General features: G+C 67.2%; 19 protein-coding genes. 15 read left to right on the top strand and 4 right to left on the bottom strand.

The features are described 5' to 3' along the window. The first annotated feature begins 12 nt into the window (after positions 1–12). The 6 genes from LXT13_RS17325 (at position 13) to LXT13_RS17300 (ending at position 5,172) form a co-directional block, all read left to right on the top strand. Entirely contained in the window at positions 13–714 is a 702-nt protein-coding gene (locus LXT13_RS17325; protein ID WP_233373197.1) for a succinate dehydrogenase iron-sulfur subunit, read from the top strand. 26 nt (positions 715–740) lie between these two features. Beyond that, positions 741–992, top strand: coding sequence for an FAD assembly factor SdhE (locus tag LXT13_RS17320; protein WP_233373225.1), 252 nt, complete (start codon positions 741–743; stop codon positions 990–992). 30 nt (positions 993–1,022) lie between these two features. Further along, the gene (gene gltA / locus LXT13_RS17315; RefSeq protein ID WP_233373196.1) at positions 1,023–2,333 is read left to right on the top strand and encodes a citrate synthase; all 1,311 of its coding nucleotides are present in this window, start codon (positions 1,023–1,025) and stop codon (positions 2,331–2,333) included. 69 nt (positions 2,334–2,402) lie between these two features. Further along, positions 2,403–3,317: a ribokinase gene (locus LXT13_RS17310; protein ID WP_233373195.1), complete on the top strand. Its 915-nt coding sequence runs from the start codon at positions 2,403–2,405 to the stop codon at positions 3,315–3,317. 17 nt (positions 3,318–3,334) lie between these two features. Continuing rightward, positions 3,335–4,654 (top strand): TRZ/ATZ family hydrolase, encoded by a 1,320-nt coding sequence (locus LXT13_RS17305; RefSeq protein WP_233373194.1) that lies wholly within the window; start codon positions 3,335–3,337, stop codon positions 4,652–4,654. Between the two features lie 116 nt (positions 4,655–4,770). Beyond that, entirely contained in the window at positions 4,771–5,172 is a 402-nt protein-coding gene (locus tag LXT13_RS17300) for a VOC family protein (RefSeq protein WP_233373193.1), read from the top strand. A gap of 87 nt (positions 5,173–5,259) precedes the next feature. Here LXT13_RS17300 and LXT13_RS17295 read toward each other — a convergent pair whose 3' ends face one another. Further along, complete coding sequence (locus LXT13_RS17295; protein ID WP_233373192.1) at positions 5,260–7,482, bottom strand: TonB-dependent receptor; 2,223 nt, start codon at positions 7,480–7,482, stop codon at positions 5,260–5,262. 255 nt (positions 7,483–7,737) lie between these two features. Continuing rightward, entirely contained in the window at positions 7,738–9,660 is a 1,923-nt protein-coding gene (locus tag LXT13_RS17290; RefSeq protein ID WP_233373191.1) for a DUF5666 domain-containing protein, read from the bottom strand. A gap of 374 nt (positions 9,661–10,034) precedes the next feature. On the opposite strand from LXT13_RS17290, the gene purL reads away from it, so the two are divergent. Then, the gene (gene purL / locus LXT13_RS17285; protein WP_233373190.1) at positions 10,035–14,003 is read left to right on the top strand and encodes a phosphoribosylformylglycinamidine synthase; all 3,969 of its coding nucleotides are present in this window, start codon (positions 10,035–10,037) and stop codon (positions 14,001–14,003) included. Between the two features lie 31 nt (positions 14,004–14,034). On the opposite strand, the gene LXT13_RS17280 is transcribed toward purL, so the two are convergent. Then, a complete protein-coding gene (locus tag LXT13_RS17280) occupies positions 14,035–14,727 on the bottom strand; it encodes a glutathione S-transferase family protein (RefSeq protein WP_349254844.1) in 693 nt (230 codons plus the stop codon). Between the two features lie 62 nt (positions 14,728–14,789). Beyond that, entirely contained in the window at positions 14,790–16,121 is a 1,332-nt protein-coding gene (locus LXT13_RS17275; RefSeq protein WP_233373189.1) for an MFS transporter, read from the bottom strand. 112 nt (positions 16,122–16,233) lie between these two features. Here LXT13_RS17275 and cyoA point away from each other — a divergent pair, with 112 nt between their 5' ends. The 8 genes from cyoA (at position 16,234) to LXT13_RS17235 (ending at position 24,362) form a co-directional block, all read left to right on the top strand. Next, entirely contained in the window at positions 16,234–17,298 is a 1,065-nt protein-coding gene (gene cyoA, locus LXT13_RS17270; RefSeq protein WP_233373188.1) for a ubiquinol oxidase subunit II, read from the top strand. 9 nt (positions 17,299–17,307) lie between these two features. Continuing rightward, positions 17,308–19,341, top strand: a complete 2,034-nt coding sequence (cyoB, locus tag LXT13_RS17265; protein WP_233373187.1) for a cytochrome o ubiquinol oxidase subunit I — start codon at positions 17,308–17,310, stop codon at positions 19,339–19,341. Positions 19,342–19,355: 14 nt separating this feature from the next. Then, positions 19,356–19,979 (top strand): cytochrome o ubiquinol oxidase subunit III, encoded by a 624-nt coding sequence (gene cyoC / locus LXT13_RS17260; protein ID WP_233373186.1) that lies wholly within the window; start codon positions 19,356–19,358, stop codon positions 19,977–19,979. Further along, positions 19,979–20,374, top strand: a complete 396-nt coding sequence (gene cyoD, locus LXT13_RS17255; RefSeq protein ID WP_233373185.1) for a cytochrome o ubiquinol oxidase subunit IV — start codon at positions 19,979–19,981, stop codon at positions 20,372–20,374. Before cyoC ends, cyoD begins: the two co-directional genes overlap by 1 nt. Positions 20,375–20,379: 5 nt before the next feature. After that, positions 20,380–21,093 (top strand): SURF1 family protein, encoded by a 714-nt coding sequence (locus LXT13_RS17250; protein WP_233373184.1) that lies wholly within the window; start codon positions 20,380–20,382, stop codon positions 21,091–21,093. Then, entirely contained in the window at positions 21,090–22,439 is a 1,350-nt protein-coding gene (locus LXT13_RS17245) for an ATP-binding protein (RefSeq protein WP_233373183.1), read from the top strand. Before LXT13_RS17250 ends, LXT13_RS17245 begins: the two co-directional genes overlap by 4 nt. Next, the gene (locus LXT13_RS17240) at positions 22,423–22,986 is read left to right on the top strand and encodes a response regulator transcription factor (protein WP_233373182.1); all 564 of its coding nucleotides are present in this window, start codon (positions 22,423–22,425) and stop codon (positions 22,984–22,986) included. Before LXT13_RS17245 ends, LXT13_RS17240 begins: the two co-directional genes overlap by 17 nt. Before the next feature lie 113 nt (positions 22,987–23,099). Continuing rightward, positions 23,100–24,362, top strand: a complete 1,263-nt coding sequence (locus LXT13_RS17235) for a putative Na+/H+ antiporter (RefSeq protein ID WP_233373181.1) — start codon at positions 23,100–23,102, stop codon at positions 24,360–24,362. The last annotated feature ends 3 nt before the right edge of the window (positions 24,363–24,365 follow it).

The following is a 24,365-nucleotide window of genomic DNA, read 5'->3' as shown; positions in this document are numbered from 1 at the left end:
GCAAAGCACAACATGAAGCGCACCTTCCAGATCTACCGCTACGACCCGGACAAGGACGCCAAGCCCTACATGCAGACCCTCGAGGTCGAGCTGGATGGGCATGAGCGCATGCTGCTGGACGCCCTCGTCAAGCTCAAGGCCGTCGACCCCAGCCTGTCGTTCCGCCGCTCCTGCCGCGAAGGGGTCTGCGGCTCGGACGCGATGAACATCAACGGCAAGAATGGCCTGGCCTGCCTGACGAACATGCGCACGCTGCCGGGCGTCATCACGCTCAAGCCGCTGCCGGGCCTGCCCGTCGTGCGCGACCTCATCGTCGACATGACGCAGTTCTTCAAGCAGTACCACTCGATCAAGCCCTACCTCGTCAACGACAACATCCCGCCCGAGAAGGAGCGGCTGCAGTCGCCCGTCGAGCGCGAGGAACTGGACGGCCTGTACGAGTGCATTCTGTGCGCGAGCTGCTCGACGAGTTGCCCGAGCTTCTGGTGGAACCCCGACAAGTTCGTCGGCCCGGCCGGCCTGCTGCAGGCCTACCGCTTCATCGCCGACAGCCGCGACGAAGCCACCAACGAGCGCCTGGACAATCTCGAGGACCCGTACCGCCTGTTCCGTTGCCACACCATCATGAACTGCGTGGACGTCTGCCCCAAGGGCCTGAACCCCACGAAGGCCATCGGCAAGATCAAGGAACTGATGGTGCGACGCGCCGTCTGACGACCGTGAGTGACCTGGCAGTCCCGATGATCGACGAACGTGCGCTGTCGAAGCTGCGCTGGCGCTGCCGTCGGGGCCTGCTGGAGAACGACCTCTTCATCGACCGCTTCTTCGCCCGCAAGGGCGAGCAGGTCAGCGTGGTGGAAGCCGAGGGTCTGACACTGCTGATGGACCTGGCCGACAACGACCTTCTCGACCTGTTGCTGCGTCGCAAGGAACCCAGTGGTGAAATGGACACTGCTGCGGTGCACCATGTGCTCGCTGAGCTGCGCACCTGAATCGCTTTTCAAAACCCAAAGGACTGCACCATGACCCCGTCCGACGTGAAAGCCACCCTGTCGTTCTCCGACGGCAGCCCCTCGATGGACCTGCCACTGTACAAAGGCAGCATCGGCCCGGATGTCATCGACATCCGCAAGCTCTACGCCCAGACCGGCAAGTTCACGTATGACCCCGGCTTCCTGTCGACGGCGTCGTGCAATTCGACGATCACCTACATCGATGGCGACAAGGGCGAGCTGCTGTACCGCGGCTATCCCATCGAGCAGCTCGCGGTGAACTGCGACTATCTCGAGACCTGCTACCTGCTGCTGTACGGAGAGCTGCCGAACGAAAGCCAGAAGGCTGACTTCGAGGACAAGGTCATGCACCACACGATGGTGAATGAGCAGATGCAGTTCTTCCTGCGCGGTTTTCGCCGTGACGCCCACCCGATGGCCGTCATGACGGGCCTGGTGGGGGCGCTGTCCTCGTTCTATCACGACAGCACCGACATCAATAACCCCGAGCATCGCGAGATCTCGGCGATCCGCCTGATCGCCAAGATGCCGACGCTCGTGGCCATGGCCTACAAGTACACGATCGGCCAGCCCTACATCTACCCGCAGAACAACCTGAGCTACGCCGGGAACTTCATGCGCATGATGTTCGCCACGCCGTGCGAGGACTACAAGCCCAACGACGTGCTGGTGCGCGCGATGGACCGCATCTTCACGCTGCACGCCGACCATGAGCAGAACGCATCGACGTCGACCGTGCGACTGTGCGGCTCGTCGGGCACCAACCCGTTCGCGGCCATCGCGGCTGGCGTGGCCTGCCTGTGGGGCCCCGCTCACGGTGGCGCCAACGAGGCCTGCCTGAACATGCTGACCGACATCCAGAAGCAGGGCGGCGTCGCCCGCATCGGCGAGTTCGTCAGCAAGGTCAAGGACAAGAACTCCGGTGTCAAGCTGATGGGCTTCGGCCACCGTGTCTACAAGAACTACGATCCGCGCGCCAAGCTGATGCGCGAGACCTGCCACGAGGTGCTGGGCGAGCTCGGCCTGCAGAACGATCCGCTGTTCGCGCTGGCCATGGAGCTGGAGAAGATCGCGCTGGAAGACGAGTACTTCGTCGCCCGCAAGCTGTACCCGAACGTCGACTTCTACTCCGGCATCGTGCAGCGCGCCATCGGCATCCCGGTGCCGCTGTTCACTGCCATCTTCGCGCTGGCCCGCACGGTCGGCTGGATCGCCCAGCTCAATGAGATGATCGGCGACCCCGAGTACAAGATTGGCCGCCCGCGTCAGCTGTTCGTCGGCGCCACGCCGCGCGACGTCAAGCCCATCGCCCAGCGTTGATCGGCACTCGCTTCACGCGAACCCCTCGGCAGCCCCGAGGGGTTTTTCATTTGGACATCGTCCCAGCCCATGGCCACCGTCCCTGAGATCCTTGTCCTCGGCAGCGTCAACCGCGATCTCATCGTCCATGCGCCGCGGCTTCCCTTGCCCGGCGAGACCTTGCGTGGCCAGCGCTTTGGCTCCTGCCTGGGAGGCAAGGGTGCCAACCAGGCGGTGGCCGCCGCGCGACTTGGGGCGAAGGTCGCCTTGGCCGCCCGCGTCGGCCTGATGGAGAACGGCGCGGCGATGGTCGAGCAGCTGCGAGGTGAGGGCGTCGACACCCGCTTCGTCGCGCAGCCTGCCGACGAGGTGCCCGGCGTCGCGCTCATCGTCGTCGGCGCCGAAGACGCAGAAAACCAGATCGTCACGGTCGCGGGCTCCAACGGCACGCTGCCGCTGGCGCAGGTGGAAGCACTGGAACTGGCGGGGCTGCGCTGGCTCATCGCCCAGCAGGAGCTGCCGCTCGACAGCATCGACCGTGCCTTCGAGCGCGCGCACGCCGCTGGCGTGAAGACGCTGCTCAACGCCGCGCCCTACCGCCCTGGTTGCGAGCGCCTGCTGCCGCGTGTGGATGTGCTCGTCGTCAACGCGCTCGAGGCCGAGGCCTTGATGCGGACCCTTGGCGGTGGGGTGGCAGACCCGTTGTCGCTGGCCCGGGCGCTGCGCCAGCATGGCCCGGCGGCGGTACTGGTGTCGCTGGGCGCTCAAGGCTTGTGCTGGGTCGACGCCGACGGCCCGCGCCATGTGCCCGCCAGGTCCGTGCAGGCCGTCGACACTGTCGGTGCTGGTGACACGCTGGTCGGCGCGCTGGTCACCGCGCTGGCGGAAGGCCAGCCCATCGAACGCGCACTGAACTTTGCCCAGGTGGCGGCCTCGCTCGCCGTCTCCCGCTCCGGCGTGCAGGACGCTATGCCGCGTCGTGCCGAAGTCGAACCATTGCTCTGATCCACCAGGAGACCTCCATGCCCCAGCTCACCCAGACCCTGCTGCTGCCCCGCTGGCTGCTGACGATGAAGCCCGGCGAAGACACGCTGGAACACCACGCGCTGCTGATCGACGGCGAGCGCATCGCCGCCATCGGCCCGCGCGAGACACTGCTGGCGCAGTACCCGCAGGCCGAGCGCGTCGAGCTGCCTGAGCAGATCCTCATCCCGGGCCTCATCAACGGCCATGCGCATTCCGCCATGACGCTGCTGCGTGGTGTGGCCGACGACGTGCCACTGATGGACTGGCTGCAGAACCACATCTGGCCGCTGGAGAAGAAGTGGGTCAGCGAGGCCTGGACCTACCTCGGCTCCAAGCTGGCGGCTGCCGAAGGCCTGCGCAGCGGCACGACGTACATCAACGACATGTATTTCTTCCCGACGGCGATGGCCCGTGCGGCCATCGACACCGGCGTGCGCGCCGCCGTGTCGATGAACGTCATCGACTTCCCGACGGGCTATGCGTCGGGACCAGACGACTACATCGCCAAAGGTGTCGCTGCCTACGAACAGTACAAGGGCGAGGCGCTGCTGGACTGGACCAGCGCGCCGCATGCGCCGTACACCGTGTCGGACGAGACCTTCATCAAGCTGCGCAATCTGGCCGAGAAGCTGGACATCCAGATGCACTGCCACATCCACGAGACGGCGGGCGAGGTGTCGGATGGCATCAAGGCGCACGGCGTGCGGCCCATCGCGCGGCTGGACAAGCTAGGCCTGTTCAGCGAACGCATGATCGCCGTGCACATGGTCCACCTGGACGAGGCCGAGATCGAGCTGATGGCGCAGAAGGGGGTGCACCTCGTGCACAACCCGAACTCCAACCTGAAACTGGCGTCGGGCGTCATGCCGCTTAAGGCTCTGGAGACAGCTGGCGTCAACACCATCCTCGGCACCGACGGCGCGGCGTCCAACAATCGGTTAGACATGTTCGGCGAGATCCGCTCGGCGGCGCTGCTGGCCAAGGGCATCACGGGCGACCCGACCGTGGCGTCCGCCCGCACGGCATTGGAGATGGCCACGATCCGCGCCGCCAAGGCGATGGGCCGTGGCGACGACCTGGGCTCGCTGGAGGTCGGCAAGCTGGCCGACGTCGTCGCCGTGTCGCTGGACAGTCTGGAATGTCAACCGGTCTACAACGCCGCCGCGCAGCTTGTCTACGTCGCCGGCCGCGAGCATGTCAGCAACGTCTGGGTGGGCGGCAGGCAGCTGCTGCGCGACCGCCAACTGACCGCGATGGACGTGCCGGCGCTGCTGGGCGAAGTACGCGACGTGGTGGCGTGCATGCAGCAGGGCTGAGGCCGGCGCCGGGCTGTTCATCCTGCGGCCAGCCGCGTGCCCCGCTGCCCGCATCGGCCGCGGGGGACGGCCGATGCCGCAGAATGCGCGCCTTTTCACTCTTGCGGAGCTAGGGAATGATCAATCACCTCATGGTCGGCAGCAACGACATCGAACGCAGCAAGCGCTTCTATGACGCCGTGCTGGGCGTGCTCGGCGCACCGGCGGGCGTGCTCAGCATCGCGTCGTCCGGCCACCAGCGTGTGTTCTACCGCCATGCAGGTAGCAGCTTCGGCGTCAGCCAGCCTATCAACGGCGAACCGGCCTGCCACGCCAACGGCGGCACCATCGGCTTCAAGTGCGAATCGGCCGAGCAGGTCAAGGCCTTCCACGACGTGGCGGTCGCCCATGGTGGCACGTCCATCGAAGAGCCGCCCGGCCTGCGTGAAGGCGCGCTGGGCCCGATGCACCTGAGCTATGTGCGTGACCCGGACGGCAACAAGCTTTGCGCAGTCTGGCGCGTGCCCGCGGCAGCCTGATCCCGGCGCCAGGCGGCCACCAACGGGCTGCCCCGAGCCCCGACAAAAAACGCCACCGAGGTGGCGTTTTCGCTGGAGCCGTGAGGCTCAGAACATCGCCTTGAACTGCACACCGTAGGTGCGCGGCTCGTTGATGAAGCCGGTCAGGTTGTTGAAGTCGATGGCGCCGGTTACGCGGATCTGGTTGGTGACGTTGCGCACGAAGCCGGCGGCCTCGTACTTGCCGTTACCCCAGATGTAGCCCACGCGCAGGCCACCTTCCGTGAGGGCCTTGCCGGTGAATTCGGTGGCCTCGTACAGGAAGAAGTTGACTTTGGAGCGGTAGGCCCAGTCGGTGTAGACATAGAGCTCGTCGCCGCCGGCCAGCGGCATGCCGTAGCGGGCCGTCAGGTTGGCCGTCCACTTGGGCGCGTTGGGCAGCGGATTGCCGTCGACCATGGCGTTGCCGTTGACGACCGGGTTCAGCACCGTCGGGAAGACGCCGGGCTGGCCGAACGGGGCGATGTTGAGCGAGCCGCCGGGAGGGACGCCGAGGCCTTTGTCCTTGATCTTCGTGTTGTTCAGCGAGCCGCCGAAGGTCACGAGGAAGTCCGGCGTGATCAGCGCTTCAAGGTTCAGCTCGGCGCCGTTGCCGGTGGCCTTCTTGGCATTGAGCAGCCGGGTGGCGTTGCTGCTGCCGCCCACGGCCGTCAGCTGCAGGTCCTTGACGGTGTACGTGAACAGCGCGCCGGACAGGCGCAGCGTGCGCTTGAGCAGTTCGCTCTTGAAGCCCAGCTCGTACGAATTCACGCTCTCCGGGCCGGCCTGCGACTGGCCGGCGAAGCCCGACGCGTTCTGCATCGATGACGCGCGGAAGCCGTTGGCGTAGCGGGCGTAGAGGTTGGTGGTGCTGTCCAGCTTGTAGGTGGCGGACAGGTCACCGCTCCACTTGCCATCGTTGGTGTGAGCGGTGGTGCCGGTGGAAGTGTCGAGCTTGCCGCTGCCGACGTGGGTCGTCGACAGATCCTTCTTGTCCTTCGTGTAGCGCAGGCCGCCGCGCAGCGTCAGCTCGTTGCTCAGCGCGTAGTTGACCGAGCCGAACACCGCCCAGGCCTTGTTGGTCTGCTCGGTGTAGATGTGGTCGTTGTCGACGTGCGTGGTGTTGTCGTAGGTGATGTTGTCGATCGTGTACTTCTCGTCGAACGCGTACACGCCGGCCTGCCAGCTCAGCGGGCCGCTGATGTTGGACTCGAGGCGCACTTCCTGCGTTAGCTGGCGGTGGCCGCTCATGGCGCTGCCGGTCTCGGACTGGAAGGGCACGCCCGCCTGGCCGGGCAGGCCACCATCGATGTCGCCGCGCGACAGCGGCTTCACGTGCTCGCCGCCGGTGATCGAGTAGATATTCAGCCCGGGCAGCGACCACTTCAGGCGCAGGCTGCCGCCGCTCTGCTTCAGCGTCTGCTCGTTGACGCCGTTAAAGGCGACAGTGTCGGTGCTGAAGCCGTCGGCCAGATCGTTGGTGCCGCGCTTGATCGCGTTGGCGCGGAACAGGCGCGGGCTGCCGTTCAGGTCACGGAAGTGCACGTTGGCCAGCGCGCTGAACTGCTGGTTGGGCTCGTACAGCACCTGGGCGCGCACGGCGCTGTCTCGGTAGCCCTCGGTGTTGGGCGTGACGGCGTTCGGGGCGGTGTTGTCGACCCAGTCGCTGCGGCGCTGGTTCTGCACCGAGATGCGGGCGGCCCAGTCGCCGGTCAGAGGCAGGTTGGCCGCGCCTTCTAGGTTGACGGTGCCGTAGTTGCCCACGGTGGCGCTGACGTAACCGTCCTGCTTCTGGCTGGGCTTGACGGAGTCGAACTTGACGACGCCGGCCGGCGTGTTGCGGCCGAACAGCGTGCCCTGCGGGCCGGCGACGACTTCGACGGCGGCGGTGTCGAAGATCGGGAAGCCCTTCAGAATGGGGTTCTCTTGGATCACGTCGTCGACGATGACGCTGACCGGCTGCGACGCGTTGAGGCGGAAGTCCGTGTTGCCGTAGCCGCGGATGTAGAAGCGCGGGAAGGCGCGGCCGAAGCTGGACTCGATGTTCAGGCTGGGCACGCGGCCCGACAGGAAGCGCAAGTCCTGGCCGCCGGAGGCCAGCACATCGAGCTTCTCGCCGCTGATCTTGCTGACGGCGTTCGGCACGTCCTGGATGTTCTCGGCGCGGCGCTCGGCCGTGATGACGACGGTTTCGAGCTGGCTGCGGTCCTTGGCCGGGGTGGCGTCCTGAGCCAGGACGGGCAGGGCAGCGCTGAGCGACAAGGCCAGCAGGGTCAGGCGGGGGGCGTACATCGGGGGGCGACTCCAAAAGAAATGGCCCCAACTGCAGGGCCGGCCGCGATTGTGGGGACGGCGGCGCCCGATCACGTCGCTCACATGGGCGTGTGTTGCGTGAGTCTGACGGGTTGGTCAGATTTCGGACGGCAGATTCTTCTTCGATGCCCCATGTCGGGGCGACGGGCACCAGCTGCGATCGGGTGGGCACTAAAAAAGGCCCGACGCCTTGACGGCGTCGGGCCTCGAAAGTCGGGCGCGAGGTCGGCGCGATCAGCCCGGCATGAAGTGCACCTGCCTGGCCACCAGCACGCCGTCCTTGACGCTGCCCTTGATCTCCACCTTCAGGCCATTGGCCAGCTTGGTGGCGTCGCCGTCGATGAACTTCACGCTGCTGCCGGAGGCGTCCACCTTCTGGCTGCCGACCTTGAAGTTGCCTGCGCTGACGAAGTCGTTGACGAGGCCTCCGAGGTAGACGTACTCGTTGCCTGCGTCATCCTTCTCGGGCTTCTGCAGCTCGATGGCGATCGCTGTCAGCGTGACGGCAGTGCCGGTGCCACTGACCGTGGCCTTGATGCTCAGCCGCGAGCCGTTGACGAGGTCCGCCAGTTGGGTGCCCGCGGGCTGCAGCTGCGTGTTGGGCGTGATCTGCACCGTGAAGCTGCCCACCTGCAGGCTCGTGTCGGTCACGTTGAACGCGACGCCGGAGAAGCCGATGGTCTTGACCACGCCGGGGGTGGACACCACGGTGACGCTGGTGGCCGTGAACACGCCGGTCGCCTCCGAATAGCTGCCTTCCACGGCCACGCCCAGGCCTGCGGCGAGGCTGGCCAGCGTCTTGCCGTCGGGGCTGATCTTGGTCGTGTCCGTCCACTTCACCGTCGTGCCCAGCAGCGTGAAGGTCTTGGTGTCGGCGTTCACGGCCGTGATGGCACCCGCCAGGCGCTGCGGCTTGTCGGCCGGCGGCGGTTGCACGGCGATCTCGGTGGCCTTCACGCCGGCGGGCGTCAGTTGGCCGGTGACCTGCACCCAGGCGCCCGCAGCGACGTCGGTGGTCGCGCCCTTCGTGAACCTGGCGGCGCTGGCGTCCACCACCGTGCCGCGCAGCGTGAAGTTGCCCAGCGAGACGAAGTCGGTGACCTGGCCCACGAGCAGCGCCTTGATGGCCGTGTCGTTCTTGAAGACCTTCACCCAGTCGGCCTTCATCGCGCCGTCCTTGACGGTGCCGTGCGCCAGCGCCTGCGCGCCGTTGGCCACGTCGGCGGGCGTCGTGCCGTCCTTCAGCGTCGCGGTGCTGGCGTCGACGACGACATCGCCGATGCGCAGGTTGGCCAGGCTCTGGAAGTCGGTGACCGGGCCGCCGACGGTGGAGTCGGACGAGTCGGGCAGCTTGCGGGCCTTCACCTCCACGACGCTGGCGGTCAGCACGTTCTTGCCGCCGCTGGCCGCCGGTGCGCTCGTGGCGACGACGCTGACGAGCTTGCCCTTCTCGATGACGACGCCCGTGGGCTGCAGCTTGGCGTTGGCGTAGTTCACTGTCACGCTGCTGTTGCCGGTCAGCGTGAAGGTCTTGGCCGTGGTATCGAGGTCCTGCACGGCGCCGCTCACGCGGAAGAGCTCGGTGCTGTCCTTGGCCTTGCGCTCGATGCGGGTGGCGGTGATGCTGCCGTCGCTGGCCACCGTGCCGCTGACCTTGACGAGGTCACCCGCGGTGAGCTGGCCCAATGCGTTGAAGCCGTCGAACACCGTCGGCAACTGGCCGGTGGCGGTCGTCTTGATCGTCTGGCCGAACACTGTCAGCGTGCCACCGGCGGCGTCCACGGCACCTACCGTGCCGACGAGGGCGAAGTTGACGACGAGGTTCTGCAGCAAGCCGTCCTTGAGCTCGCCATGCACGCGCATGCCGGTGTGCAGGTCGCCCAGTGTGCCGGCCGTCTGCGCGTCGGGGTTGTTGGCGAAGGCCACCTTGACGAGGCTGTCGTCGAAGCGCTGGCCGTCGATGACGACACTGCCGAAGCCGGTGATCGTGCCGTCGACGACGCTGGCCGTGTTGGCGCCAGGCGCGGGCGTCGCGGGCGCCTGCGTGGCGGTGTCACCACCCCCGCCGCCGCCGCCACAGGCCACCAGCACGGCGGTGCTGATGGCGCAGGTCGCGGCACAGGCCGCCCACTGCAGATTTCGCTTGAGTTTTTGCATGAAACTGCCCTCGATGTGTTGAGCCCGGCTCGGGCCTTGTTGGCGTGTCCCGGGCCTCTGGCGTGCCCGTGGCCGGCAGTCTGGCGAGCGCGGCTGTGCGCCGGCTGTCGAGCTGTGTCGAGTTGTTGCGGGGCATGGCGGTGGCCTGTGCGCAATCTCACGGTCGCGCAAGGGCGCCCGACCAGCGGTCGGCGGCAGCGCCCGAGCGGCGCCGGGCGCGATGGCCACTCGTCGCCGCCGGGCTGCCGCCGGTCCGGCTGCGCCACGGCGAGGGGGCTCAGTAGAATCCCGGGCGCCCGCACGCCGTTCCGTTCTCACGGGCGGCGCCTCCCGAGAACCGCGCGCCCGCGCCGCGCCCAGCCTCCCCGGACTCCATGGCCCTGACCTCGCACCTGACCCATTTCGAGGGCGGCAACGCTCTTTCCGATTTCCGCGCTCGCGCCCTGCTGGCCCGGCTGCAAGAGGTCAGTGGCCGCATCACCGGCATCAGCGCCCGCGCGGTGCACTGGGTCTGGACGGACGGCCCGCTCGACGGCGACACGCGCGAGCGCTTCGCCGCCCTGCTGACCTACGGCGAACCGGCCGGCGCCACGAGCGAGGGCGATCTCGTCATCGTCACGCCGCGCTTTGGCACGGTGAGCCCCTGGGCGTCCAAGGCGACCGACATCGCCCGCAATTGCGGCTTGGCGCTCAAGCGCGTGGAACGCGTCGTCGAGTACCGCATCGCCACCAAGACCGGCCTGCTGGGCGGCGCCAAGCCGCTGACGGCCGATGAGTTGGCCGCCTGCGCGGCGCTGCTGCACGACCGGATGACGGAGTCGGTCTGTTTCAAGCGTGAGGACACGGCCCACCTGTTCGACGAGCGCACCGCCGAGCCGCTGGCGCATGTGGACGTGCTGGGCGCCGGCCGCGCAGCCCTGGAAAAAGCCAACGTGGAGTTCGGCCTGGCGCTGTCGGGCGACGAGATCGACTACCTCGAAACCAACTTCAAGAAGCTCGGCCGCAACCCCAGCGACGTCGAGCTGATGATGTTCGCTCAGGCCAACAGCGAACACTGCCGGCACAAGATCTTCAATGCGTCCTTCGTCGTGGATGGCGACGCGCAGCCTCTGAGCCTGTTCGGCATGATCCGCAACACCGAGAAGCTGAACCCGCAGCACACGGTCATCGCCTACTCTGACAACGCCGCCGTGATGGAAGGCCACGCCATCCAGCGCTGGCAGCCGGCGCCGCGGCCCGGCGCGGCCTATGTGGCCCGCGAGGAGCAGGCCCATGTGCTGATGAAGGTGGAGACGCACAACCACCCGACGGCCATCTCGCCCCACCCGGGCGCCTCCACCGGCGCGGGCGGCGAGATCCGCGACGAAGGCGCCACCGGCCGCGGCTCCAAGCCCAAGGCGGGGCTGACGGGCTTCTCGGTGTCCAACCTGCACCTGCCAGGCCTCTCCGAGCCCTGGGAGCACAACCCGATCGGCAAGCCGGCGCACATCGCGTCGGCGCTGCAGATCATGATCGACGGGCCGCTGGGCGGCGCGGCGTTCAACAACGAGTTCGGCCGGCCCAACCTGGCGGGCTACTTCCGCGTCTTCGAGCAGACCGTGGACGGCATCCGCCGCGGCTATCACAAGCCCATCATGATTGCGGGCGGCCTGGGCACCATCCGCTCTGATCTGACGAAGAAGATCGAGTTCCCCGCCGGCACGCTGCTGATCCAGCTGGGCGGCCCCGGCATGCGCATCGGCATGGGCGGCGGCGCGGCGTCGTCAATGGCCGCCGGCACGAACACGGCCGACCTGGACTTTGACTCGGTGCAGCGCGGCAACCCTGAGATCGAACGGCGCGCGCAGGAGGTCATCAACCACTGCTGGGGCCTGGGTGCGGAAAACCCGGTGCTGGCCATCCACGACGTGGGCGCCGGTGGCATCTCCAATGCCTTCCCTGAACTGGTGAACGACGCCGGCCGCGGCGCGCGATTCGACCTGCGCCAGGTGCCGCTGGAAGAGAGTGGCCTGGCGCCCAAGGAGATCTGGTGCAACGAGAGCCAGGAGCGCTATGTGCTGGCAATCGCGCCGGAGAGCTTGTCCATGTTCCAGGCGCTTTGCGAGCGAGAGCGCTGCCCGTTCGCCGTTGTCGGCGTCACGACGGCCGAGCGTGAACTGGTGCTGGAAGACGGGGAGGGCGGCGAGCGCCCGATCGACATGCCGATGGACGTGCTGCTCGGCAAGCCGCCCAAGATGACGCGCGACGTGGCCCGCGTGGCCCGCAGCGGCGGCACGTTGGACCTGACTGGCGTGAGCCTGGAGAAGGCCGCCTTCGACGTACTGCGCCACCCGACCGTCGCCAGCAAACGTTTCCTCGTCACCATCGGCGACCGCACGGTGGGCGGCCTGAACCACCGCGACCAGATGGTTGGCCCCTGGCAGGTGCCGGTGGCCGATTGCGCCGTCACGCTGGCCGACTTCAACGGCTTTGCCGGCGAAGCGATGAGCATGGGCGAGCGCACGCCGCTGGCCGCCGTCAACGCGCCGGCGTCGGGCCGCATGGCGGTGGCCGAGGCCATCACCAACCTGCTCGCCGCGCCGATCGAGCTGCCGCGCGTGAAGCTCAGTGCCAACTGGATGGCCGCCTGTGGCGAGCCGGGCGAGGATGCCGCGTTGTTCGACACCGTCAAGGCGGTCGGCATGGAGCTGTGCCCGGCGCTGGGCGTGTCCATCCCGGTGGGCAAGGATTCGCTGTCGATGCGGACGAAGTGGGATGACAAGCAGGTCACCGCGCCGGTGTCGCTGATCGTGACTGCCTTCGCCAGCATCGCCGACGTGCGCGGCACGCTGACGCCCGAGTGGCAGCGAGAGGACTCGGCGCTTATCCTCGTCGACCTCGGCCAGGGTCGTCACCGCATGGGCGGCTCCATGCTGGCGCAGACGCTGAACCAGTTCGGCACCGACGTACCGGACCTGGACGACCCCAAGCTGCTGGTGTCTCTCGTCAACGCGATCAACGAATTGCGCGCGGCGGGCAAGCTGCTGGCCTATCACGATCGCTCCGACGGCGGCTTGTGGGCAGCGGCCTGCGAGATGGCGTTTGCCGGCCAGACCGGCCTGAGTCTGAACGTGGACATGCTGGTGACAGAGGGCGACGGCATCTCCGACAGTCGCGCCGACACGGGTGACTCCAAGAACTGGGCCGCCCAGGTTAGCGGCCGGCGCGACGAGCTGACGCTGCGCGCGCTGTTCTCCGAAGAGCTGGGCGCGCTGATCCAGGTGCGCGCGGCCGACCGCGACGCCGTCATGCAGGTGCTGCGCTCCCACGGCCTGTCGCGACACTCGCATGTCGTGGCCAAGCCGAATGCGACGCGGCAGATGGAAGTCTGGCGGGATGCGAAGAAAGTGTTCGGCGCCGACCTGACCGTGTTGCAGCAGACCTGGGACGAGGTCAGCTGGCGCATCGCGCAACTGCGCGACAACCCGGCCTGCGCCGACGCCGAGCACGCGGCGGCCGGCAAGGCTGATGACCCCGGCATGCACGTGCACCTGACGTTCACGCCTGATTCCATTGCTTCGCCGTTGGTGGCGACCGGCGCGAGGCCCAAGGTCGCCATCCTGCGCGAGCAGGGCGTCAATTCGCATGTCGAGATGGCCTACGCGATGTCGCTCGGCGGCTTCGACAGCTTCGACGTGCACATGAGCGACCTGCAGTCGGGGGCGGTCAAGCTGGACGGCTTCGCGGCGTTTGTCGCCTGCGGCGGCTTCAGCTATGGCGACACACTGGGCGCGGGCGAGGGCTGGGCGCGCTCCATCATGTTCAACCCGGTGCTGGCCGAGCAGTTCCGCGCGTTCTTCGCGCGCCAGGACACGCTGGCGTTGGGCGTCTGCAACGGCTGCCAGATGCTGGCGGCGCTGGCGCCCATCATCCCCGGCGCGGATGCCTGGCCGCGCTTCACGCGCAACCAGAGCGAGCAGTTCGAGGCGCGGCTGTCGCTGGTCGAGGTGTTGGCGTCACCCAGCGTGTTCTTCCAGGGCATGGCCGGAAGCCGGCTGCCCATCGCCGTCGCGCATGGCGAGGGCTTCGCGAACTTTGCGCGCCAGGGCGATGCGGCCAAGGTCATCGGCGCGATGCGCTTCGTGGACCACCGCGGCCAGCCGACCGAGGCTTACCCGTTCAATCCGAACGGCAGCCCGGGCGGTCTGACGAGCGTGACGACGGCCGACGGCCGCTTCACCGCGCTGATGCCGCACCCGGAGCGCGTATTCCGCAACGTGCAGATGAGCTGGACGTCGGGCGATCGTGCGCAGCACAGCCCGTGGCTGCAGATGTTCCGCAACGCGCGCAAGGCGCTGGGCTGATCCGGGGGGCGTCACGCCCAGGCGAGGGCGTTCAGCCTTCGCTCAGAAAGCGGTCCGGCACGGCTTGCCGCAGCGGGTAGTACGGGAACACCGGCCGCGCTTCGGTGATGACGCGCCAGACGGACGGCCGTGCGATCAGTCGCTCAAAGTAGGCGGCCAGGCGCACATGTTCCGGCTCGAACGGCCGGATGGTTGCCGCGTAGAACAGCGAGGGCGCCGCTGCGCAGTCGGCCATCGAGAAGCTGTCGCCGGCTGCCCAGGCGTGCTGGCCCATGCGGCTCTCGATGAGGTCGTAGGCCTTGCCGAGCGCTTCGACGAACTGCTGCATGCCCAGCGTGTCGCGCAGACCCTCGGTGCGCAGCAGCTGAGCGATGTAGCGCTGCATCGGGTCCATCACGTAGTCGTCGAACAGGCGGTCCCAGAGCCGCACGTGTAGCCGGGATTCGAAATCGTCCGGCAGTAGCCGCACGGCGCCCGGGTGATGGTGGTCGAGGTATTCGATCTGCACCGAGGTCTCCGGAACGATGCGTTCACTGTCGACCAGCAGCGGAATCTTGGCCGTGGGCCACAGGGCGGCATAGGCGGCTCGTTCGGTCGGGTCGCCGAGGTTGACGAGCCTGGCCTCGAACGGCGTGCCGTTCTCGTACAGCGCGATCAGGACTTTCCAGCAGTAGGACGAAAGGGGATGGGAGTACAGCGTCAGCGACATGGGTTCGATCGGCAATCAGGGGGCAGGATGAAGCAAGGCGGGCCGCAGCCCGCCTTGCCGTGAACCGATTCGTGCCGTCAGTCCTGCACGACCGCGGCCGCGCGCAGCTTCTTGTTGACCCGCAGGGCCAGCAGCGTGCATACCACGCCCGAGAGCAGGTAGAGGCTCACGGACACCAGCCCGAAGCGAGAGGACAGGAACAGCACGATGACCGGCGCGAAGGCGGCGCCCAGCAGCCAGGCCATGTCGGCCGTCAGGGCCGCGCCGGTGTAGCGGAAGTGGGGCCGGAAGTTGGACGTCACCGATCCGGCCGCCTGGCCGTAGGACAGTCCCAGCAGCACGAAGCCGACGAGGATGAACGCCGCCTGTCCCGGCTTGCCGCCGCCCAGCATGAACGGCGCGAAGATGGCGAACGCGCCGATGGCCACGGCCAGTGCGCCGAGGAAGCTGCGGCGCCCCACCTTGTCGGCGATCAGGCCGGACATCGGCATGGCCGCCGCCGCGAAGGCCGCGCCCAGCAGTTCCATCTTCATGAAGTCCGCCACGTCGCCGTTGGCGAACAGCGCGACCCAGGACAGCGGGAACACCGTCACGAGGTGGAAGAGGGCGTAGCTGGCCAGCGCCGCGAACGCGCCAATGACGATGTGGTGCCCCTGGGCGGGCAGCAGCTCGTGCAGGTAAGCCGGGTCCAGCTCATGCTCCTCCATGCGCTTCTCGTACTCGTGCGTGACGACGAGGCGCAGCCGGGCGAAGAGCGCCACGACGTTGATGGCGAAGGCCGTGAAGAACGGGAAGCGCCAGCCCCACGAGAGGAAGTCCTTGGCGTCCAGGCTGCCGTACACATAGAGGAATACGCCCGAGGCGACGAAGAAGCCCAGCGGCGCCCCGAGCTGGCCCAGCATCGCGTACCAGCCGCGGCGGTCCGGCGGGGCGTTCAGCGCCAGCAGCGAGGGCAGGCCGTCCCAGGATGCACCCAGCGCCAGCCCCTGACCGACGCGGCACAGCGCCAGCAGCACGATGGCGGCGTTGCCCGACGTGGTGAACGATGGCAGCAGCCCCATTGCGACCGTGGAGCTGCCGAGCAGGAAAAGCGCGGCAGTCAGCTTGGTGGAGCGGCCGAAGCGGCGCTGGATCTCCATGCCGATCAGCGTACCGACCGGGCGGACGACGAATGCCAGCGCGAAGATCAGAAAAGAATACAGCGTGCCGTTCAACCGGTCCTCGAACGGGAAAAAGACCTGCGGGAAGACCAGCACCGACGCGATGCCGAAGACGAAGAAGTCGAAGTACTCGGACGCGCGGCCGATGATGACGCCGACGGCGATGTCGCCGGGGGCCAGCTCCTCGTCGGTGCGGGTCGTGAATGGGCCGGACTGGGGTGTTTGGAAGGTACTGCTCGCGGTGCCCATAGGTGCTGTCTCCTTCGTTGACTAGGACAAAATGTCCAATCGTTGATTTGACTCAATCAACTTACATTCCGCGACTACGTGCAAGATCGTTAACCCTCGCGCGTTTGCCCGGATGCACACCACAAAGTCTCTCCTCACCCGTGCCGTCCTGCTGTCGGCCGGTGCCGCATTGAGCGGCTGCAACGCCATCGTGATGAAGCCTCATGGCGACATCGCGCAGCAGCAATCCCAGCTGATCGTCACTGCCACGGTGCTGATGTTGCTGATCATCGTCCCGGTGATCGCGCTGACGCTGCTGTTCGCTTGGCGCTACCGGCAGTCCAACACAGACGCGACCTATGCGCCGGACTGGGACCACTCCACGCGACTGGAGCTGGTCATCTGGGGCGCGCCGTTGCTGATCATCATCGCGCTGGGCGCGGTGACCTGGATCAGCACGCACAAGCTCGACCCGTTCCGCCCGCTGGACCGCATCGCCGAGGACAAGCCGCTGGCCCCGAACGTGAAGCCGCTGGAGGTCTATGCGGTGTCGATGGACTGGAAGTGGCTGTTCATCTACCCCGAGCAAGGCATTGCGACCGTCAACGAGCTGGCCGCGCCGGTGGATCGCCCGATCCACTTCCGCTTCACGTCCACGTCGGTGATGAACACCTTCTACGTGCCCGCGCTGGCCGGCATGATCTACACGATGCCGGGCATGGAGACACAGCTGCACGCCGTCATCAACAAGGCCGGCGTCTACGACGGCCTGTCGGCGCAGTACAGCGGCGCCGGCTTCTCTGACATGCGCTTCAAGTTCCACGGCCTGAGCGACGAAGACTTCGCCCGCTGGATCGACGGCAACAAGGCCGGCGGCAACACGCTGACCCGGGCCGACTACCTGAAGCTCGAGCAGCCCAGCACGAAGGAGCCGATCCAGCGCTTCGCCAGCGTGGAGCCGGGCCTGTGGAGCGCCATTGTCGACCGCTGCGTCGACGGCAAGAAAATGTGCACCAGCCAGATGATGGCCATCGATGCCGCCGGCGGCGCCGGCAAGGGTGGCGTAGCCAGCACGATGCGCAGCGCCTGGCGCGATGTCGACGGCGTCTCGCGCGAGCGCACCGTTGTCGCCGGGCTGTGCACGCCCACGAACCTGCAAGGTCTGCCCGTCGAGGCCGAGACCACGGCCAAGAACTGAGTCCGAGCCATGTCCAATCCCGTCGTTGCGCAGCACCAGGCTGCAGACCAGCTCCACCCCATCCTCGGCCGGCTCGGCTGGGATGCCATCCCCTACCACGAGCCCATCCTCGTCGCCACCTTCATCGCCGTGGCGCTGGGCGGCCTACTGGTCTTCGCGCTGATCACGAAGTTCCGCCTGTGGGGCACGCTGTGGCGCGACTGGGTCACCAGCATCGACCACAAGAAGATCGGCATCATGTACATCATCCTCGGTGTCGTGATGCTGCTGCGCGGCTTTGCCGACGCCGTCATGATGCGCGCCCACCAGGCCATGTCCTTCGGTGACAGCGCCGGCTTCCTGCCGCCGCACCACTACGACCAGGTCTTCACGGCCCATGGCGTCATCATGATCTTTTTCGTCGCCATGCCGCTGGTGACGGGCTTCATGAACTACGTCGTGCCGCTGCAGATCGGTGCGCGCGACGTGGCCTTCCCGTTCCTGAACAACTTCAGCTTCTGGATGACGGCCGGTGGCGCCATCCTCGTCATGATGTCGCTGTTTATCGGCGAGTTCGCCAAGACCGGCTGGCTGGCCTATCCGCCGTTGTCTGGCCTCATGGCCAGTCCCGACGTGGGGGTGGATTACTACCTGTGGGCGCTGCAGGTAGCCGGTGTCGGCACGACGCTGTCGGGCATCAACCTGATCGCGACCATCATCAAGATGCGCGCGCCGGGCATGACGCTGATGAAGATGCCCGTCTTCACGTGGACGTCGCTTTGCACCAATGTGCTGATCGTCGCGACCTTCCCCGTGTTGGCCGCAACGCTGGCGTTGCTGACGGCCGATCGCTACCTCGGCACCAACTTCTTCACGAACGACCTCGGCGGCAACGCCATGCTGTACGTGAACCTGATCTGGATCTGGGGCCACCCCGAGGTCTACATCCTGGTGCTGCCGGTGTTCGGCATCTTCTCGGAAGTCGTCTCCACGTTCAGCCGCAAGAAGCTGTTCGGCTACGCGTCCATGGTCTACGCGACAGTCGTCATCACGATCTTGTCCTACCTGGTCTGGCTGCACCACTTCTTCACGATGGGCTCCGGTGCCAGCGTGAACAGCTTCTTCGGCATCACGACGATGATCATCTCGATCCCGACGGGCGCCAAGATCTTCAACTGGCTGTTCACGATGTACCGCGGCCGCATCAAGTTCGAGGTGCCGATGCTGTGGACCGTGGGCTTCATGGTCACCTTCGTCATCGGCGGCATGACCGGCGTGCTGCTGGCCGTGCCGGCCGCGGACTTCGTACTGCACAACAGCCTGTTCCTGATCGCCCACTTCCACAACGTCATCATCGGCGGCGTCGTGTTCGGCATCTTCGCCGGCATCAACTACTGGTTTCCCAAGGCCTTTGGCTTCCGGCTCGACCCGTTCTGGGGCAAGGTGTCGTTCTGGTGCTGGTTCGTCGGCTTCTGGGTCGCGTTCACGCCGCTGTACGTGCTGGGCCTGATGGGCGTCACGCGCCGCGTCAGCCACTTCGACGACATGACGCTGCAGCCGTACTTTGTCGTGGCCGCCATCGGCGCCGGCATCATCGCCTGCGGCATCGGCGCCTTCCTCGTGCAGATCGCCGTCAGCATCCTGCGCCGCAAGCAGCTGGCCGACACGACCGGCGACATTTGGGGTGGCCGCACGCTGGAGTGGTCCACTTCGTCGCCGCCGCCGGACTACAACTTCGCCTTCACGCCCATCGCGCATGAGATGGACGCCTGGTACGACATGAAGCAGCGCGGCGCCGAGCGTCCGACGAAGGGCTTTGTCGCCATCCACATGCCGAGGAACACCGGTGCCGGCTTCATCATCGCAATGCTGGCTACGGCCATGGGCTTCGCGCTGATCTGGCACATGTGGCTGATCGCCGGCCTGGCGTTCGCCGGGACAGTCATCGCGTCCATCGTGCACACCTTCAACTACGACCGTGACTACCACATCCCGGCCGACGCCGTGAACCGCAGCGAAGACGAGCGCACCCGCGCCCTGGCAGCCGCCAGCGCCGCCGTCTGATCGGGAGACCTGACATGTCCGCAACGATTGCCACCCATGTGAACGGCGCCCCCGTCTGGTACGACCACGCCGGCGAGCACCATCCGCCCAACAGCACGATGCTGGGCTTCTGGCTCTACCTGATGAGCGACTGCCTCATCTTCGCCGTGCTGTTCGGCGTCTACGCCGTGCTGGGCCGCTCCTACGCGGCCGGCCCGTCCGGCGCCGACCTATTCGATCTGCCGCTGGTGGCGATGAACACCGCGCTGTTGCTGTTCTCTTCCATCACCTACGGCTTCGCGATGATCGCGATGCAGCAGGGCCGCAAGAGCCAAGTGCTGGTGTGGCTGGCCATCACGGGCCTGTTCGGCTTGGGCTTCCTCGGCATCGAGCTGTTCGAGTTCCACCACCTCATCCACGAGGGCGCCGGCCCGCAGCGCAGCGCCTTCCTGTCCAGCTTCTTCACGCTGGTCGGCACGCACGGGCTGCACGTCACGTTTGGCTGCATCTGGCTGGTCACGCTTATGTTCCAGGTCAGCAAGCTGGGCCTGACGGCCGCCAACCGCCGCCGCCTGATGTGCCTGTCGATGTTCTGGCACTTTCTGGACGTCGTCTGGATCGGCGTCTTCACCTTCGTCTATCTGATGGGCTCGATGTGATGGCTCAGCACAACCACGCTTCCCACGACGCGCACGGCCACGACCACCACGAGGACGACGGCTTCCACGTCAGCTTCAAGGGCTACGCCACCGGCTTCATCCTGTCGGTCATCCTGACGGCCATCCCGTTCTGGCTCGTCATGGCCAAGGTGCTGCCCGGCCCCAAGGTCACTGGCTTCGTCATCCTCGGCTTCGCCGCCGTGCAGATGGTCGTGCACATGATCTATTTCCTGCACATGAACGCCAAGGTCGAGGGCGGCTGGTCGCTGCTGGCCCTGTTGTTTACGGTGGCGCTGGTCGTCATCATGCTGGCGGGCTCGATCTGGGTCATGTATCACATGAACACGAACATGATGCCCACGCCGGACCCCGCCGCGATGCGCAACATGCCCTGAACGGCATGGCTCGCGCCGGCCGCGTCGCGCTGATCGTAGCCACGGCGCTGGCCAGCGTGGGTTTCCTCTCGCTGGCGGCCTGGCAGGTACAGCGGCTGGGCTGGAAGCAGGATCTGATCGCGCGTGTCGAGCAGCGGCTGCGGGCGGAACCCGTGGTGCTGCCGCCGGCGCCGAGTTGGGCCAGCCTTGGCAAGGACGACGAATACCGCCGCATCCGGCTGCAGGGCCGCTTCGAGCGTCGTGAGACGCTGGTGCAGGCCACCACGGAGCTTGGCGGCGGCTTCTGGGTGCTGGCGCCATTGCGTCTGGACGATGGCAGCGCGGTGCTCGTCAACCGCGGCTTCGTGCCACCGGAGCAGCGTGCGCCTGAGCGCCATGCCGCCCCCGAAGGGCTGGTGCAACTGACCGGCCTGGTGCGGCTGACCGAGCCCGGCGGCGGCCCGCTGCGGGCCAATGCGCCGGCCGAGGGGCGTTGGTACTCGCGTGACGTAGCCGGCATCACGACCAGCATGGGCGTCGCCGGCACGGTCGCGCCGTTCTTCGTCGATGAGTCGGCGGACCCGGCCCAGCCGCAGCGCTGGCCGCGGCCCGGCCTCACGGTCGTCCACTTCAACAACAATCACGCCGTCTACGCCGCCACTTGGCTGGCGCTCGCGGCCATGGCCGCTGCCGCGGCCGGCTTCCTGGTCCGCGAAGAGCGCCGCCGCCCTTCGCCTTGAACGCCCAGCCCTCGTCACCTGCCAGATCCGCCGCCGACACGGTCGTCATCGCGCCCGAGCAGCGGGCCGGCCGCGCCAACCTGAGGCAGCTCATCGAGCTGCGCTGGCTGGCCGTTGGCGGGCAGTTGGCGACGGTGCTGGTCGTGCATCTGGCGCTCGGCATCGCGCTGCCGTGGGCCGAGATGCTCAGTCTGCTGGGCGTGCTGGCGGCGTTCAACTTGTTCAGCCTGTGGCGCAACCGCCTGACGCAGCCGGTGTCGCAGCTGGAGCTGTGCGTCGCGCTGCTCGTCGACGTGGGCGTGCTGACTGGCCAGCTGTATCTGGCCGGCGGCAGCGACAACCCCTTCATCTACCTCTACCTGCTGCAGGTGGCCGTGGCGTCGGTGCTGCTGCGGCCTGGCTATCTGTGGGCCGTCGTGCTGAGCACGCTGACCGGCTTCGTGTCGCTGACGCAGTGGCACCGGCCTCTGGTGCTGGACCCGGCCATGCCCACCACGCTGTCGCCCAACTACCTGGGCGGCCTGTTGATGTGCTTCCTGCTCAACGCCGGGTTGCTGAGCGTCTTCATCGTGCGCATCAACCGCAACCTGCGGCAGCGCGATGCCGAGCTGGCCGAACTGCGGCAGCGCGCGGCCGAGGAGGTTCACATCGTGCGCATGGGCCTGCTGGCCAGTGGCGCTGCGCACGAGCTGGGCACGCCACTCTCCACACTAAGCGTCATCCTGCGCGACTGGGCCCGCATGGCGCCGTTCGCCGCGGAGCCCGAGCTGCGCGAGGAGATCGAGGAAATGGAGCGCCAGGTGCTGCGCTGCAAGTCCATCGTCACGGGCATCCTTATGTCCGCGGGCGAGATGCGCGGCGAGGCGCCGCGGCTCACGGCGCTGTCGGACTTCGTCACCGGTCTGGCGCAAGGTTGGCGCGAGGCGCATCCCGGCGTTCGGCTGGTCGTGCAAAACGAGCCGCTGCCCGACGTGCAGATCATCCTCGACAGCGCGTTGCAGCAGGTCGTCGCCAACTTGCTCGACAACGCCGCTGAGGCCGAGCCCGGCTCGAGCCTGACCTTCGTGGCCGAGTGCCCCGACGACCAGACGCTGGCGCTTAGCGTGCTCGACGAAGGCCCGGGGTTCGGGCCCGAGCAGCTCAAGCATTTCGGCGAGCCCTACCGGAGCAGCAAGGGTCAGCCGGGACGCGGCATGGGGCTGTTCCTGTCGGTCAACGTGGCGCGCACGCTGGGTGGCAAGCTGGAAGCCCGCAACCGCGAGGAAGGCGGCGCGGCCGTGACCCTCACGCTGCCGTTGGCTTCGCTGCTGCCGCGACAATCCGCGGGTGATGTCCGCCGCTCCTGAAGAAGACCGCCTGCTGCTCATCGTCGAGGACGACGATAGCTTTGCCCGCACCCTGAGCCGTTCCTTTGAGCGCCGAGGCTGGCGCGTGATCCGTGCCACCGGTCTGGAGGATCTCAAGACGCTGCTGGACGGCCTGTCGGAAGACGAGGAACTGGGCCATGCCGTCGTGGATCTCAAGCTCGCCGGCGGTGCTTCGGGCCTGGCCTGCGTGCAATACCTGCAGGGCTGGGACCCGGAGGTGCTCATCGTCGTGCTGACCGGCTACGCCAGCATCGCCACCGCCGTGGAGGCCATCAAGCTGGGCGCCTGCCACTACCTGGCCAAGCCGGCCAACACCGACGACATCGAGGCCGCATTCGCGCGGCGCCAAGGTGATGCGGACGTGGAGGTCACCGAGCGCCAGACTGCATCCATCAAGACGCTGGAGTGGGAACGCATCCACGAGGTGCTGGCCGAGACCGACTTCAACATCAGCGAGACGGCCCGCCGTCTGGGCATGCACCGCCGCACGCTGGCGCGCAAGCTGGAGAAGCAGCGCGTCAAGTAGCGCTGGCATCGCCTGAGGCGTCGCTACACTGCGTGCCGGGTGTAGCGTCGGGTCCGGCGCCGCAGGTTTGCGCGAAGGTCGGGCCGCCTCGCGGAATGTATCCTGGACCGCCCATGCCCCACGAGCCCATCGAGTTGCTCGCCGCCGGCCTTTTCGCCGCCGCCGTCCTCCATACCTTCGCCGCCAAGCTGTTCGAGCGCCTGGCCCACCATCATCCGCGTCACGCCGGCCTGCTGCACCTGCTCGGTGAGGTGGAGGTGGTGTTCGGCTTCTGGGCTATCGTGCTCGTGCTGTGCATGGCACTGCTCGCGGGTGGCGACTCGGCGCTTCACTATGTCGAATCGCGCAATTACACGGAGCCGCTGTTCGTCTTCGTCGTAATGGTCATTGCTGGATCGAAGCCGGTGATCCATGCGGTGCAGACGGTCGTCTCGGCGACGGCTCGGCTGCTGCCGCTGCCGCTAAACCTCGCCACCGCCTGGCTCGGTCTGTCGGCCGTGCCTTTGATGGGGTCGCTGGTGACGGAGCCTGCCGCCATGACCATCGCGGCGCTGATGCTGGCGCCCGTGGTATTCCGGCCGGAGCTGCCGGAGCCGCCCAAGTACCTGGCGCTGGGCGTGCTGTTCGTCAACGTCTCCATCGGCGGTACGCTGACTTCGTACGCCGCGCCGCCGGTGCTGATGGTCGCTTCGGCCTGGCAGTGGGACAGCGCCTTCATGTTCGCCCACTTCGGCTGGAAGGCCGCCTTGGCCGTCGTGCTGAACGCGACCGTGGCGGCGCTGGCGCTGCGCAAGCCGCTGGCTGCGTTGCCGCCTGCTGCTGCCTCCGCGACCGTCGGACGTAGCGTGCCTGTCGGCGTCGTTGCCGTTCACCTGGTGTTGCTGGCGGGCGTCGTGACACTGGCCCACCATCCGGTGGCTTTCCTGGGCCTCTTCCTGCTGTTCCTGGGCTATGCGCAGGCCTATGAGCGCCACCAGGAGCCGCTTCTCGTCAAGGAGGCGTTGCTAGTGGCGTTCTTCCTGGCCGGCCTGGTGGTGTTGGGTGGGCTGCAACGCTGGTGGCTGCAGCCCCTGGTGTCCGGGCTGGAGCCGCTGGCGCTGTTCTTCGGTGCGCTTAGCCTGACGGCCGTGACGGACAACGCGGCATTGACCTACCTAGGCTCGCAAATCCAGGGCATCACCAGCGAGGCCAAGTACCTGCTGGTGGCGGGGGCGGTGGCCGGCGGCGGGCTGACCGTCATCGCCAATGCGCCCAACCCGGCGGGGTTGGCATTGCTACGCCGGGGCTTTGCCGACGAATCGGTGGGGGCGGGGGGCTTGCTGTTGGGGGCGCTCGGGCCTACAGCCGTGGCCGCCGCCGCCTTCCTGCTGTTGTAGGCC

The organism is Pelomonas cellulosilytica, assembly GCF_021353265.1.
In the GTDB taxonomy this organism is placed as follows: Bacteria; Pseudomonadota; Gammaproteobacteria; order Burkholderiales; family Burkholderiaceae_C; genus Pelomonas; species Pelomonas cellulosilytica.
Note: the sequence above shows the minus strand (reverse complement) of the source record. Positions and strands in the feature narration are given on the sequence as shown.